General features: G+C 64.1%; 13 protein-coding genes. 7 read left to right on the plus strand and 6 right to left on the minus strand.

Annotated elements, in window-relative coordinates; all coding sequences use genetic code 11:
* Positions 1-3: 3 nt before the first annotated feature.
* From ettA to C7I85_RS00460, 4 genes are all read left to right on the plus strand, one after another.
* Positions 4-1,653 carry an energy-dependent translational throttle protein EttA gene (ettA, locus tag C7I85_RS00445; RefSeq protein WP_106721993.1) on the plus strand — a complete coding sequence of 550 codons (1,650 nt, stop codon included), beginning with the start codon at positions 4-6 and terminating at the stop codon, positions 1,651-1,653.
* 68 nt (positions 1,654-1,721) lie between these two features.
* Positions 1,722-2,489, plus strand: a complete 768-nt coding sequence (gene tam, locus C7I85_RS00450; RefSeq protein ID WP_106722557.1) for a trans-aconitate 2-methyltransferase — start codon at positions 1,722-1,724, stop codon at positions 2,487-2,489.
* A gap of 125 nt (positions 2,490-2,614) precedes the next feature.
* Positions 2,615-3,736, plus strand: a complete 1,122-nt coding sequence (locus C7I85_RS00455) for a beta-ketoacyl-ACP synthase III (protein WP_106721994.1) — start codon at positions 2,615-2,617, stop codon at positions 3,734-3,736.
* 133 nt (positions 3,737-3,869) lie between these two features.
* Complete coding sequence (locus C7I85_RS00460; RefSeq protein ID WP_106721995.1) at positions 3,870-4,484, plus strand: MOSC domain-containing protein; 615 nt, start codon at positions 3,870-3,872, stop codon at positions 4,482-4,484.
* 43 nt (positions 4,485-4,527) lie between these two features.
* On the opposite strand, the gene C7I85_RS00465 is transcribed toward C7I85_RS00460, so the two are convergent.
* From C7I85_RS00465 to tsaA, 3 genes are all read right to left on the minus strand, one after another.
* Positions 4,528-5,361, minus strand: a complete 834-nt coding sequence (locus C7I85_RS00465; protein WP_106721996.1) for an SDR family oxidoreductase — start codon at positions 5,359-5,361, stop codon at positions 4,528-4,530.
* Positions 5,362-5,480: 119 nt separating this feature from the next.
* Positions 5,481-5,798, minus strand: a complete 318-nt coding sequence (locus C7I85_RS00470) for a DUF2293 domain-containing protein (protein ID WP_106721997.1) — start codon at positions 5,796-5,798, stop codon at positions 5,481-5,483.
* Complete coding sequence (gene tsaA, locus C7I85_RS00475; protein WP_106722558.1) at positions 5,795-6,295, minus strand: tRNA (N6-threonylcarbamoyladenosine(37)-N6)-methyltransferase TrmO; 501 nt, start codon at positions 6,293-6,295, stop codon at positions 5,795-5,797. The genes C7I85_RS00470 and tsaA overlap by 4 nt, the downstream gene beginning before the upstream one ends.
* Positions 6,296-6,420: 125 nt before the next feature.
* Here tsaA and C7I85_RS00480 point away from each other — a divergent pair, with 125 nt between their 5' ends.
* Both C7I85_RS00480 and metF read left to right on the plus strand, forming a co-directional pair.
* Positions 6,421-7,425, plus strand: coding sequence for an ArsR/SmtB family transcription factor (locus tag C7I85_RS00480; RefSeq protein ID WP_106721998.1), 1,005 nt, complete (start codon positions 6,421-6,423; stop codon positions 7,423-7,425).
* The gene (gene metF / locus C7I85_RS00485) at positions 7,425-8,348 is read left to right on the plus strand and encodes a methylenetetrahydrofolate reductase [NAD(P)H] (protein WP_106721999.1); all 924 of its coding nucleotides are present in this window, start codon (positions 7,425-7,427) and stop codon (positions 8,346-8,348) included. Before C7I85_RS00480 ends, metF begins: the two co-directional genes overlap by 1 nt.
* A gap of 314 nt (positions 8,349-8,662) precedes the next feature.
* Here the strand turns inward: metF and C7I85_RS00490 are convergent, their stop codons facing one another.
* From C7I85_RS00490 to C7I85_RS00500, 3 genes are all read right to left on the minus strand, one after another.
* Positions 8,663-9,622: a DMT family transporter gene (locus C7I85_RS00490; RefSeq protein WP_106722000.1), complete on the minus strand. Its 960-nt coding sequence runs from the start codon at positions 9,620-9,622 to the stop codon at positions 8,663-8,665.
* A gap of 70 nt (positions 9,623-9,692) precedes the next feature.
* Positions 9,693-10,586 carry a LysR family transcriptional regulator gene (locus C7I85_RS00495; RefSeq protein ID WP_106722001.1) on the minus strand — a complete coding sequence of 298 codons (894 nt, stop codon included), beginning with the start codon at positions 10,584-10,586 and terminating at the stop codon, positions 9,693-9,695.
* Between the two features lie 43 nt (positions 10,587-10,629).
* Positions 10,630-11,604, minus strand: coding sequence for a YeiH family protein (locus C7I85_RS00500; RefSeq protein WP_181257065.1), 975 nt, complete (start codon positions 11,602-11,604; stop codon positions 10,630-10,632).
* 284 nt (positions 11,605-11,888) lie between these two features.
* On the opposite strand from C7I85_RS00500, the gene C7I85_RS00505 reads away from it, so the two are divergent.
* Positions 11,889-13,109 carry an alanine racemase gene (locus C7I85_RS00505; RefSeq protein WP_106722002.1) on the plus strand — a complete coding sequence of 407 codons (1,221 nt, stop codon included), beginning with the start codon at positions 11,889-11,891 and terminating at the stop codon, positions 13,107-13,109.
* Positions 13,110-13,115 lie beyond the last annotated feature (6 nt).

Below are 13,115 nucleotides of genomic sequence, written 5' to 3' on the forward strand. Positions count from 1 at the left end.
CGCGTGGCACGCCAGTTCATCTATCACATGTCCGGGCTCTCAAAGGCTTACGGCACCAAGAAAGTTCTCGAAAACGTCCATCTTTCCTTCTACCCAGACGCCAAGATCGGCATTCTGGGCCCCAACGGCGCCGGTAAGTCGACGATCCTCAAGATCATGGCCGGGCTCGACAAGGAATACACCGGTGAAGCCTGGCTCGCCGATGGTGCGACCGTCGGCTACCTCGCGCAGGAGCCGCAGCTCGACCCGAGCAAGACCGTATTCGAGAACATCATGGATGGCGTCGCCAAGAAGACGGCCATCATCGAGCGCTACAATGAGCTGATGATGAACTATTCCGACGAGACCGCCGAGGAATCGGCGCATCTCCAGGACGAGATGGACCGCCTGAACCTTTGGGATCTCGAACAGCAGGTCGAGATGGCGATGGAAGCGCTGGCCTGCCCGCCCAAGGACGCGGACGTGACCAACCTTTCGGGCGGTGAGCGTCGCCGCGTGGCGCTGTGCAAGTTGCTGCTCAGCGAGCCCGACCTGCTGCTGCTCGACGAACCGACCAACCACCTCGACGCCGAGACCACGGCTTGGCTTGAAAAGCACCTACGCGCCTACAAGGGCTCGGTGCTGCTCATCACCCACGACCGCTACTTCCTCGACAACGTCACCGGCTGGATCCTCGAACTAGATCGCGGTCGCGGCATTCCCTACGAGGGCAACTACACCGCCTATCTGGAAGCCAAGGCCAAGCGCCTCAAGCAGGAAGGCCGCGAGGATGACGCGCGCCAGCGCGCCATCTCCCGCGAGCGCGAGTGGATCGCCTCCAGCCCGAAGGCCCGCCAGACCAAGTCCAAGGCCCGTATCAAGGCCTTCGAGGAACTTCTGGAGGCGGCCGACAGCCGCCGTCCGACGGACACGCAGATCGTCATCCCGCACAGCGAGCGCCTCGGCAACGTCGTCATCGAGGTCGAGGGCATCAACAAGGGCTTCGGCGAGGAACTGCTGATCGAAGACCTGTCGTTCAAGCTGCCGCCCGGCGGTATCGTCGGTGTCATCGGCCCGAACGGCGCGGGCAAGACCACGCTGTTCAAGATGATCACCGGTCAGGAGAAGCCGGATGCCGGCTCGATCCGCATCGGCGAGACGGTCAGGCTCGGCTATGTCGACCAGAGCCGCGATGCGCTCGACCCGAACAAGACCGTCTGGGAAGAAATCTCGGGCGGCGCCGAAGTGGTCAAGCTCGGCAAGTTCGAGGCAAACACCCGCGCCTACTGCTCGTCCTTCAACTTCCGCGGCGGCGACCAGCAGCAGAAGGTCGGCAACCTCTCCGGCGGTCAGCGCAATCGCGTGCACCTCGCCAAGATGCTGCGCTCGGGCGGCAACGTGCTGCTGCTCGACGAACCGACCAACGATCTCGACACCGAAACTTTGGCAGCACTTGAAGACGCGCTGGAAAACTACGCCGGCTGCGCCGTGATCATCAGCCACGATCGTATGTTCCTCGACCGTCTGGCCACGCACATCCTGGCCTTCGAGGGCGACAGCCATGTCGAGTGGTTCGAGGGCAACTTCGAAGACTACGAGAAGGACAAGGTCCGTCGCCTCGGACCGGATGCGCTGACCCCGCACCGGATGACCTACAAGCGGCTCACCCGCTAAGAAATGCCAACGCCCCGCCCATACCGGCGGGGCGTTTTTGTTTTGTGTGCCTGCAGGAGCCTATGCCGATGAAAGACTGGTCCGCTTCGCAATATCTGAAATTCGAGGACGAGCGGACGCGGCCCGCGCGTGATCTCCTGGCGCAGGTGCTCATCGAACGTCCGCGCCATGTGGTGGACATCGGCTGCGGGCCAGGCAATTCCACCGAGCTTCTGGTCGAGCGCTGGCCGGAGGCAAAGGTGTCCGGCTTCGACAGCTCGCCGGCCATGATCCAAGACGCGAAGAAGCGGCTGTCTTCGGTCGACTTCCGGATCGCGGATGCCGAAAGCTGGACGCCGGACGAGCCGGTGGACGTCATCTTCGCAAATGCGGTGTTCCAGTGGCTGCCCAATCACCAGCAGGTTCTGGCGCGGCTGCTCGGCCTCTTGGCGCCGGGCGGCTTCCTGGCCGTGCAGATGCCCGACAATATGGGCGAGCCCTCGCATGTGGCCATGCGCGAGACGGCCGCCGCCATGCCCTTCGCAGCCAAGATCGCCGGGGCCGCCCGCGCGCCGCTGCCGCCTGTCGTGTCGTATTACGACCTTCTGGGCCCACAGGCCGCGCGGCTCGACATCTGGCACACCATCTACAATCATCCGCTGGCGGATGCCACTGCGATTGTCGAATGGGTCAAGGGGACGGGACTGCGGCCTTTCATCGATCCGCTGGAGGAGCAGGAGCGGCAGGCATTCCTCGCTGCCTATGCCGAGCGCATCGCTGCGGCCTATCCGCCGGCGGCCAACGGCAAGGTGCTACTGCGCTTTCCACGACTTTTCATCGTGGCGCAACGAAGATAGGAAGCAGCCTGCTTGGCGCGGCAGGTTAAGCTGACGTAAACTGCCGCACTGCAACAATAGGCTGACGATCTTGAAGGCGTGCGCGTATAGATCGTCGAGGGCATGCGCACAGGACAATCAAAAGCATGCAGCGCGTCATCATCAGCGGCATCGGCGTCGAAATCCCCGAGGCCCGCATCACCAATGAAGAGCTGGTCGCAAGCTTCAATGCCTGGGTAGATGCCGAGAATTTGAAGCGCGCCGGGCAGGGGCTGGAGCCGCTGTCGAAGTCGGATGCCGACTTCATCGTCCAGGCATCGGGCGTAAAGACGCGCCACGTCATCGACCGCGAAGGCATTCTGGACCCGACCCGCATGGCGCCGCGCATTCCCGCCCGCGCCGACGACGATCTGTCGCTGGAAGCAGAGTTCGGCATCGCCTCGGCGCGCAAGGCGCTGGCGCATGCCGGCGTAGGACCGGCGGATGTCGATCTCGTCATCTGCTCGGCGTCGCACCACCAGCGGCCTTACCCGGCGATCGCCATCGAGATGCAGCAATCCATGGGCACGCGCGGCGCGGGCTTCGACATGGGGCTGGGCTGCTCCTCGGCCGCGGCGGGCCTGCATGTAGCCGCCGGCCTGGTGCGCGCGGGCGTGCAGAAGCGCGTGCTGGTGACGACGCCGGAGATCATCACCGGCCATCTCAATTTCCGCGACCGCCAGACGCATTTCATCTTCGGCGACGCTTCGGCCTCCATGGTGGTCGAGGCGATCGGGGAGGACGAGGTGCGGCCCGGCTGCTTCGAGGTGCTCGACACGCGGCTGTGGACGCAGCTTTCGAACAACATCCGCACCAATCTCGGCTATCTCACCCGCACCGCCCAGGAAGATCCCTACATGATCGAGCTGGAAGGCAACATGATCAAGCAGGTCGGCAACCGGGTGTTCAAGGACGTCACCGTCGCCGGCCATCGCTTCATCGTCGACTTCCTGGCCGAGCACGGCCAGACGCCGGACGATATTCGCCGCTTCTGGCTGCATCAGGCCAATGCGCGGATGAACGCCATGATCCTAAAACTCTCCTTCGGCCACGAAGTTGGTCACGACCGCGCGCCTATGGTGCTGGAGCGGCTGGGCAATACGGCCGGCGCGGGCGCCGTCATCGCGCTCGAGGAAAACCACGCCGACATGAAGGCCGGCGACTACGGCCTGCTCTGCGCTTTCGGTGCGGGCTATTCCATTGGCGGCGCGCTGCTGAGGATGATGTAAGGGCAAATCTTCGGCGAGGCACAAGCTCTCCGCTGTCAGACACCAATCAGTCCCGCTCATGTACCGATCAGGCTTTTTGGCTGGACGTGAAGGCGACGCATCGGCATCTTCGCGCCGAAACATGAGGAATCCCATGCTCGACCTGCAAAGCCCCGCCGATGAAATCGAAATCCTGCCCGCCAGGAAGCTGAATGCTCGCGTGGCCGGGGTCTACATCGCCGAGAACGACGATTTCGAGACGCGGGCGACAGATGCGCTGGAGCTGGATTTCCGGGGTATCTTCAACGACTACCATGCGGGCCACACGCGCCGCTCGGGCGGGCGCGAGCCGTGGTATCCGCGCGGCACCGAGATGCGCAACGAACGCCAGCTGTCTATCCTTGCGGCCGACGAGCTGGCGCTGGCGGCCGAGGGCATGGGGCTTGCGGAAATCAGGCCTGAATGGATCGGCGCCAATCTCGTCCTCGACGGCGTGCCGCACCTGTCCATGCTGCCGTCGGGCACCATGCTGTTCTTCAAAGGCGGCGTGACGCTGAAGGTCGATGGGCAGAACGCCCCGTGCCGCATCGCCGGCCGCCGCATCGCCGAGCGCGCCGGCATGGCCGATATCGAAGCGGGCGCGCTGCTGTTCCCGAAGGCGGCTAGGCGCCTGCGCGGGCTCATCGGCTGGGTCGAAAAGCCAGGCCGCATCGAGCAGGGCGAAGAGGTTTCCGTGCGCGTGCCCGAACAGTGGATCTACCGGGCGTAGCCCGCGCTATCCACTGCCGTCTGCGCGGCAGTTCAGTTCTTCACTAGCGGTTGCCCTTCGGACCCTGCGCCATCAGCGCGATGTTGTCCCATTTTTCCCAGAGCGCGATGCGGTTGGCATATTCCTGCTTGATCATCGGCAGGCCGACATCGCCGAAGAAGACACGCAGCGGTGGCTCGGCTGCATCCACCAGAGCAAGCATGGCTGGGCCGGTCGCATCGGGATCGCCGGGAACGGTGGTTTGGCGGAGGTGGGTCATCTTGGCGCGCGCATCGTCATAAGCAGAAATCGGCGCGGCGAATTTCGCCGAAGGGCCGCCCCAGTCGGTGGAGAAGCCGGCCGGCTCGACCAGCGTGACATGTATGCCGAACTCGGCGACTTCCTGGCTCAGCGCCTGGCTAAAACCTTCCAACGCCCATTTGGAGGCGTGATAAAGACCGAGCGAAGAGAAGGCGTTCACGCCGCCGATGGAGGAGATCTGGATGATGTGACCCGAGCGTTGCGCGCGCATGATGGGCAGCGCGGCCTTCGTGACCCAGAGGGCGCCGAACACATTGGTTTCGATCTGGTCACGCGCTTCCTGTTCGCTCACCTCCTCGATGGCGCCGAACTGGCCATAGCCTGCATTGTTGATGACGACATCCAGCCGGCCGAAACGCTTGTGCGCTTCCGCCACCGCCGCATCGACGGCCTTCTTGTCGTCGACGTCCAGCTTCACGGCGGCGACGCTCTTGCCGTATTTCTCGACCAGTTCCGCCAGGCTGTCGGGATTGCGTGCCGTCGCCGCGACGAGGTCGCCACGGGCGAGGGCGGCTTCCGCCCAGACGCGCCCAAAACCCTTCGATGTTCCGGTGATAAACCAAACCTTCTGCGCCATGACCGCAATCCTTTGCCGTGCAACTGACGTGCGTGAACGGAAAACTCCGCCCAGTGATATGAGCGGCGGATACGGCTTTTCAAACGCGGTCGATCAATCGTGATCGCGGCAGGGAAGGATCATTCGTCCTCGTCGTCCGGGTCGAGCAGGCGGGTCGCGCGCCAGCGCGTCAGCACCTCGTTGACCTGGCCGACGACGAAGAAGCGTGCGGAGTCGCGGTCGTAGCCTTCCTCCAGCAGCCCCTCGTAGTCGGTGTGCTGGTGGCGCACATGGGCGACGGTGGCCAGCCATACGGCGATCGTCGGCGGCAAGGTTTTCAGGTGCGGCGCGCCGGCGTCGGCGCGGATGCGCTCGGTGTCGGAATAGGGCGCCATGGGCAGAAGCGCCGTCAGGGCCTTGGCAATGGCGCGCTGGCGGCCGGTGGAGGGCTTTGTCATTCGGACCGCCCGAACACGGCGTCGGGATAGGCATCGACGCTGGGAATGTAGGGCTTCAGGTCGATAACCGGCGTGCCGTCGAGCGCGTCGATGGCGTCGAGCGTGAGAATGCCTGTCTCCATGTCGAGCCCGACCAGCCGCGCGATGTGCAGGCCGACCGGGTTGGGTCGGGCAGGGGAGCGCAAGCCAAAAACGCCTTTGGCGTCAGAGGCATGGCGCGGCTTCTGGATGATTAGATTCCGTGGCGCGTGCTGCAGCCAGGTCAGGATCACCACATGGCTGGCGCGGCCGAGCCCTTCCAGTCCCGGCCGATAGGGTGCGTCGACCTCAACCGTCGCGCCGCCGCCCTGTTCCCGCGCGGCGCGCATGTTCTTGGGGCAATCGTCGCGTGTGGTCCATGGCGAGCGTATGCGGCCGATGAACACGACATGGCCGTCGCCGGGCATGGTTGCCGGGTCTTCGGCCAGCGGGTGTTCGCCTTCGCGTTGTTCGAACATGCCCATGCGTACTGTCATCCTTCCGACTTAGCGCCATATGATGGTTCGCGCGCGACATTCGCCGTTGCAAACCGACGAAACATCACATAAAGATATGTTTATGTCTTTTTGCATGAGGTCGCAATATGCGGGTAACCCTCGACTCCCTGGTTGATACATTGAAGGCGGCGGCCGAATCCAGCCGCTTGCGCATTCTGGCGCTTTTGTCACGCGGCGACCTGACCGTTTCCGATCTGACCGAAATCCTCAACCAGTCGCAGCCGCGCGTCTCGCGCCACCTCAAGCTGCTGCTCGAAGCGGGGCTGATCGAGCGCTATCAGGAGGGCTCCTGGGCCTATTTCCGCGTTGCCGATACCGACGCCTCGCGCGACTTCGTGCTGGGGCTGGTGTCGCGCATGCATGACGGAGACCCGCAGATCGAGCGCGACATGGAGCGCTTGTCGTCCGTCAAGCGCAAGCGGCAGGAGCGGGCCCGCGAGTTTTTCGCCGAGAACGCCGCAAGCTGGGACGAGATCCGTTCGTTGCATGTCCCCGACAAGGCGGTGGAGACCGCGCTGCTGAAGCTCGTCGGCAAGCGGCCGTTCCAGTCCATGCTCGATCTGGGCACCGGCACCGGCCGGCTTCTGGAGATCTTCGCGCCGCTCTACCGGCGCGGCGTCGGCATCGACATGTCGCGCGAGATGCTGACAGTGGCACGCGCGAATCTCGACAAGGCGGGCGTTTCCAACGCGCAGGTGCGGCTGGGTGACATCTATGCGCCGCCGGTCGAGCGCGACTCCTTCGACCTCGTCACCATGCACCAGGTACTGCACTATCTCGACGATCCCGCCGCCGCGATCCGGGAGGCGGCGCGGCTGCTGCGCCCATCGGGCCGGCTGGTGATCGTCGATTTCGCTTCTCACGCGCTGGAGTTCCTGCGCGAGGAGCATGCGCATCTTCGTCTCGGTTTTTCCGACAGGCAGATTGCCGAGTGGTTCGCCGAGGCGGGCCTCGAACTCGAACAAACGCAGGATTTCGAGCCGCGCGGCGCCTCGGAAGCCAAGCTCACCGTCAAACTCTGGCTTGGCCGGGACCGGCGTCTGCTGATTGCGGACCCTGCGGCCAGCGCAGCCGCAAGGGAAACCGCCTGATGAACAATTTCGGCTTTTCGCGTCGACCCGATATTGGTGGCAAGATCAGCGTATCCTTCGAGTTCTTTCCGCCCAAGACCGAGGAGATGGAAACCCGGTTGTGGGATACGGTGACGCGGCTGGAGCCGCTGCAGCCGGAATTCGTCTCGGTGACCTATGGCGCAGGCGGCTCGACGCGCGAGCGCACCGCCCGCACGGTCAAGCGCATCCTGACCGAGACGACGCTGACGCCGGCGGCACATTTGACCTGCGTCGATGCCGTGCGCGGCGAGGTCGATAAGGTGATCGGCGAATTCGTCGACATGGGTGTCACGCGCTTCGTCGCGCTGCGCGGCGACCCGGTGGAAGGTGTGGGCGCGTGCTACAGCCCGCATCCGGGCGGCTACGCCAATGGCGCCGAACTGGTAGGCGCGCTGAAGAAGGCGGGCGATTTCGACATTTCGGTTTCCGCCTATCCGGAAAAACATCCGGAGAGCCCGGACTTCGCCACCGACATCGACATGCTCAAGCGTAAGGTGGACAATGGTGCCACCCGTGCCATCACCCAGTTCTTCTTCGACAACGATCTCTATGAGCGTTACGTCGAGCGGGTCCGCCGGGCGGGTATCTATGTGCCCATCGTGCCGGGCGTGCTGCCGGTGCACAATTTCGCGCAGGTTGCTCGCTTCTCAGAACGGGCCGGCGCGCATGTGCCCGCCTGGCTGGCCGAACGCTTCGACGGGCTGGAGAACGACCCGCAGACCCATGCGCTGGTGGCCGCCGCCGTCGCCGCCGAGCAGGTTCTGGATCTCGTCGAGCGCGGTGTCGACGATTTCCATTTCTACACCATGAACCGGGCGGATCTCTCGGTTGCCATCTGCCACATGATCGGCATCCGCGCACATGCCGTCTCTGCCGGCGGGCCAAGCTCGGCTGCTGCCTGACGCATCAAATGAAAAGGCCGGGCGCTTGGCCCGGCCTTTCGAACTTTGCCAGACTGGCTGGCTCCCATCAGCTCCGCGGCTTAAGGAAGAACCCCCGCGATCAGGGCGCCGATAACAGCGAACGCAGCACAAATCATCAACGCGTTGATTGGCCGTGTAAGTCCCATATCTAGCCTCCTGTTTGAGCTAAGGCGTTGAAGGATAGGTGACTTTCGGCAACAGGCAAGCAAAAATCATATTGCAGTGCGACACATTTGGCGCAAATGCGACACTGTCATCCCGCTTAGTTTTTGAAATAATTTCCAAAAGCCGGCTTAGGACTTGTGAATAAATTGTGGCGAACTACCGCCTTTTTTGCGCCGATAACCGGCCAGAAGCCGCCCGTCGATCGTCAGCAAGCCGAAGCCGATCAACGCCATGCCGAGCATTTCGAGCATGTCCAGGCGCTCGCCAAGGAAGGCGATTCCCAACAGCGTGGCGCTTACCGGCACGATCAGCGTCACCAGCGAGGCATTGGTTGCGCCCGCCTTGGCGACGAGGTTGAAGAACAGGATATAGGCAAAGGCCGTGGACATCAGCGCCAGCGCAAGCACTGCCGACCACACCGGCAGGCTTGCCGAAAACAACCCGGACGGCCCGTAGAGCAAGAGCGCGATCGGGATCATGATGATCGTCGAGGCGGTCATCTGGCCAGTCGCCACGACGGCCGGCGGCAGTGCCCGGAAGCGGCGGGCGAAGATCAGCGCAAAGGCGTAGGAAAGCGAGGCGCCGATCAGCGCCAGCTTTGCCCAGAGGGGCCCGCCCATGGCGTCAAGCAGGCTGGGGCCGATCATCACCGCGGTGCCGGCGATGCCGAGCACGATGCCGGCAAGCTTATTCGGCGTCAGCTTCTCGTCGTCGGTCAACAGGTTGGCGACGAGCAGTGTCCAGAACGGCGTGGTGGCGTTCAGCACCGAGGCCATCCCCGCGCCCAGCTCCGTCTGTCCGAGGAAGATCAGCGAGAAGGGGATGACGTTGTTGAGCAGCGCCAGGCCGAAGAAAGCGCCGAAATAGGGAAAAGCCAGGCGGAAGGAGGGGCCGCGGACGGCCAAATAGAGCTGCAGCGCAATTGCCGCGATCGCCACCCGGAAAAGCACCAGCACCAGCGGCTGGATTTCGGAAACGGCGATGCGCGCAAAGAAGAAGGAGCCGCCCCAGATCGCGCCGAGCAGCAGCAACTGGCCCCATTCCTTGGCGCCCATGGTCTTCTGCGCCGTGCCGGCCACCGTTGTCATAAAAAAGCTCTCCCGGATGCTTTTGTTGCCCGAATCTGTAGAGCGGCGGCCCCGATTCCGCCACCCGATTTCAGACGCTTCGGCTCGTTTCGTCGACCAGTGCCAAAAATTCGCGTTGAGCGTGGGTGAGATGCCGCTCCTTATGGCGGATGGCGAGGAAGCGCCGCTTCGGCAAGGCAAGCGGCATCTGCACCAGCCGGCCTGCGGCAACGGCCGCCTCGGTGACGAAGCGCGACATGACGGTGGCGCCTGCGCCGGCGATGACGGCGGTGCGCACGGCCTCGTTCGAGGCAAGTTCCAGCGCAACCTCCAGCTCGGCGGGTGCGATGCCGAAATCCTCGAGCACCTCTTCGAACATGGCCCGCGTGCCCGAGCCTGGCTCGCGCAGAACCCAGCGGGTTTGCGTGAGTTCGGTCGGGGCAAGCGCGGTGCGGGTGGCCCATGGGTGGCTCGCGCCGACCACCAGCGCCATCTCGTCTTCGGCGGCGGGGGTGACCGAGAGAGCAGGATCGTCGATCTCGCCCTCGACGAAACCGAGGTCTGAAAACCCGTCGCGCACGCTTGCGGCAACCTGCTCGGTGTTGCCGATGGTCAACCGCATGGAAATGCCCGGATATTGCGTCTGGAAGCGATGCATGAAGGGCGGCAGCCAGTAATTTGCCACTGTCTGGCTGGCTGCCAGGTGCAGAGAGCCGCGCTTCAGCCCGGCGAGATCGGCCAGCACGGCTTCCGCCGAAGCGGCGCGTGCCAGCACGGCGCGGGCCTCGTCAAGGAACAGCCGTCCCGCCTCGGTGAGCTCGATGCGGCGGCCGACGCGGTTGAAGAGTTTCGTCGCGTGCCGGGCTTCGAGTGCGGCCACCGCCGCGCTGGTGGCCGACTGGGTCAGGTTGAGGTCGCGGGCGGCGCGCGTGACATGCTCGCGCTCGGCCACGGCGACGAAGATGCGGAGTTGCTCCAGAGTCATGGGCGGGACCTTTCGAAGTTGGCCCCGCGCAGAGCGGCGGCTATCACCAGACCAGCTTGATCAGTGTCAGGCTGAAGCCGGCGATGAACAGGAAGGCAGCGAGGCCGAGCAGTAGCGGGCGCAGGCCCTTTGCCTTGAGCTTGCGGATGTCCGTCTCCAGCCCCATGGCTGCCAGCGCCATGCTGAGCATGAAGGTGGTGGCCATTATGATGACGCTCTTGGCCTCGGCGGGGATCGACACCACGCTGTTGACCACCACCAGCGCGATGAAGCCCAGCACGAACCACGGCACCGGCGCTTTCGCTGCGCTGTGGCCTTGGCCGGATTTTCTGGCGCGGCGCGTCGCCATGAAGCCAAGCGACAGCACGACGGGCGCAAGCAGCATGACGCGACTGAGCTTTGCCACCGTGCCGAATTCGCCTGCCGCCTGGCCGCCCTGGAAGGCCGCCGCGACCACCTGCGCGATCTCGTGGATCGAGGCTCCGGCCCACAGGCCATAAGCATGTGCGTCGAGCCCCAGCAGGGCCGGCAGCAACGGATAGGCAAACATGGCGATCGAGCCGAACACCGTCACGCAGGCAACTGCATAGGCCACGTCCTCGTCCGGCGCACGCGTCACCGTATCGGTAGCGATCACGGCGGAGGCGCCGCAGATCGAGGTGCCGGCCGCGATGAGTTCGGCAAGCTTCGGCTCTACGCCCATCGCCCGGCCGAGACGTACGGTGAAGATGAAGGTTGCAACCAGTGTTGCCACGATGATGGCGATGCCGGTGGCGCCGACTTCCACGACCTGAGCTGCCGTGAGCTGCAAGCCGAGCAGGATGATCGCGAGCCGCAGCACCCGGCGCAGCGAAAACACCACGCCCGCCTTGGCGCGTGCCGGCGTGCCGATCAGGTTGTGGAAGGCGATGCCGATGAGGATGGCGAGGATCATCGGGCTGAACACGGCGATGCCCGGTATCTGCCGAAGCGCAAATCCGGCCAGCGCGATCGTCGCCGTCAGCGCCAGACCTGGCAGCACCTGCAGCGTTCGCTCGCGCAGATCCGGCAACGGTTGCATTGGAACGAAGTCGGCCGGGGCGGCGATCGGGGAGGCGTTGGCCAAGCGGGTATCGGGATGCGCATTCATGGCTAAAGATCCGGTTCGTAACGGCCATTGTTTCGCGCACTCCAATCAATCGATCCAACGCATTGTATCGGAGATTTCGTTCGATAAAAGCGAATGATTGTGTCGGCTCGACCGCAATTCCCTTCGCGTGCCGTCTGTTCTAAGTTTCGCCGGTGTCTGCCTCAGGAGGACGCATGCAGCGATTCGACAATGCGAAAGCCGCCGCGCTTGCCCTGCGTCCCGACGACCCGGTCTATTGCTTCCGGCCCGAGGTGCTGAAGGCCGATGCCCGCCAGTTCATGGGCATGTTTCCCGGCAAGACCGCCTATGCGGTGAAGACCAATGGCGAGCAGCTGGTGCTGAAGACGCTGGTGGAGGCGGGCGTCACCGCCTTCGATGTGGCTTCGCCCGGCGAATTCGCGGCTGTGCGGGCTGTCTCGCCGGATGCCGAGATGCTCTACATGCATCCGGTCAAGGCGCAGTCCGACATTCGGCTGGCGCTGGAGAAATACGGCATTCGTATCATCGCGATCGATCATGAGGACGAGATCACCAAGCTGAGCCGCATCGTGCAGGCGCTCGACATCGATCCGGGGACGATAACGGTCTTCGTTCGCATCCAGACCAAGGGGCAGGCGGCCTACGAACTGTCGAAGAAGTTTGGTGCTGGCCCAGCCAATGCCGTCGAGCTTGGCCATCGGCTGCACCGCCACGGCTACAAGGTCGGGCTGTGCTTCCACGTCGGCAGCCAGATCGAGGACCCGGACGTTTATGAGCGCGCGTTGGCCTCGGCCGACTGGGTGCGCAACCGACTTGGCTTCGATATTGCGGGGCTCGATGTCGGTGGCGGCTTTCCGGCCGAATATGGTGAGGATCCCCGCCGCAAGAAGCGCGAAATGCCGTCGCTCGGCCAGATCATGTCGCGGCTACGCGGCGACCTGCGCGAATATGGCTTCGACGAGGTGCCGCTGGTTGCCGAGCCTGGTCGGGTCATCGTCGCGCGCGCCTTCTCGCTCATCGTGCGGGTGCTGCTGCGCAAGGGGCGCCGGCTCTACATCAATGACGGCATCTGGGCCTCGCTGTCCGATAGCTGGACGGGCAAGATCACGCTGCCGGCGCGGTTCATTGCCGACCCGGCCATCCGCTCGCGCAACGGCCTGGAACAGAACATCGTGCCGTTCAAGGTGTGCGGGGCGACCTGCGATTCCGTCGATATTCTCTCGCGCCCATTCTGGCTGCCGGAGACGATCGACACCGGCGACTGGATCGAGATCGGCCATATCGGCGCTTATTCGCTGTCGCTCCGGACGCGTTTCAATGGCTTTTACCCGGACACTTTCGTGGAGGTGACTACGCCTTTCGAGGAGGGCGAGGCGCCGCAAGGGCTGGCGAGCCTCGAAACCATGGCGGATTAGCCGATA

The organism is Pseudaminobacter soli (ex Li et al. 2025) (genome assembly GCF_003012705.1).
In the GTDB taxonomy this organism is placed as follows: Bacteria; Pseudomonadota; Alphaproteobacteria; order Rhizobiales; family Rhizobiaceae; genus Pseudaminobacter; species Pseudaminobacter soli.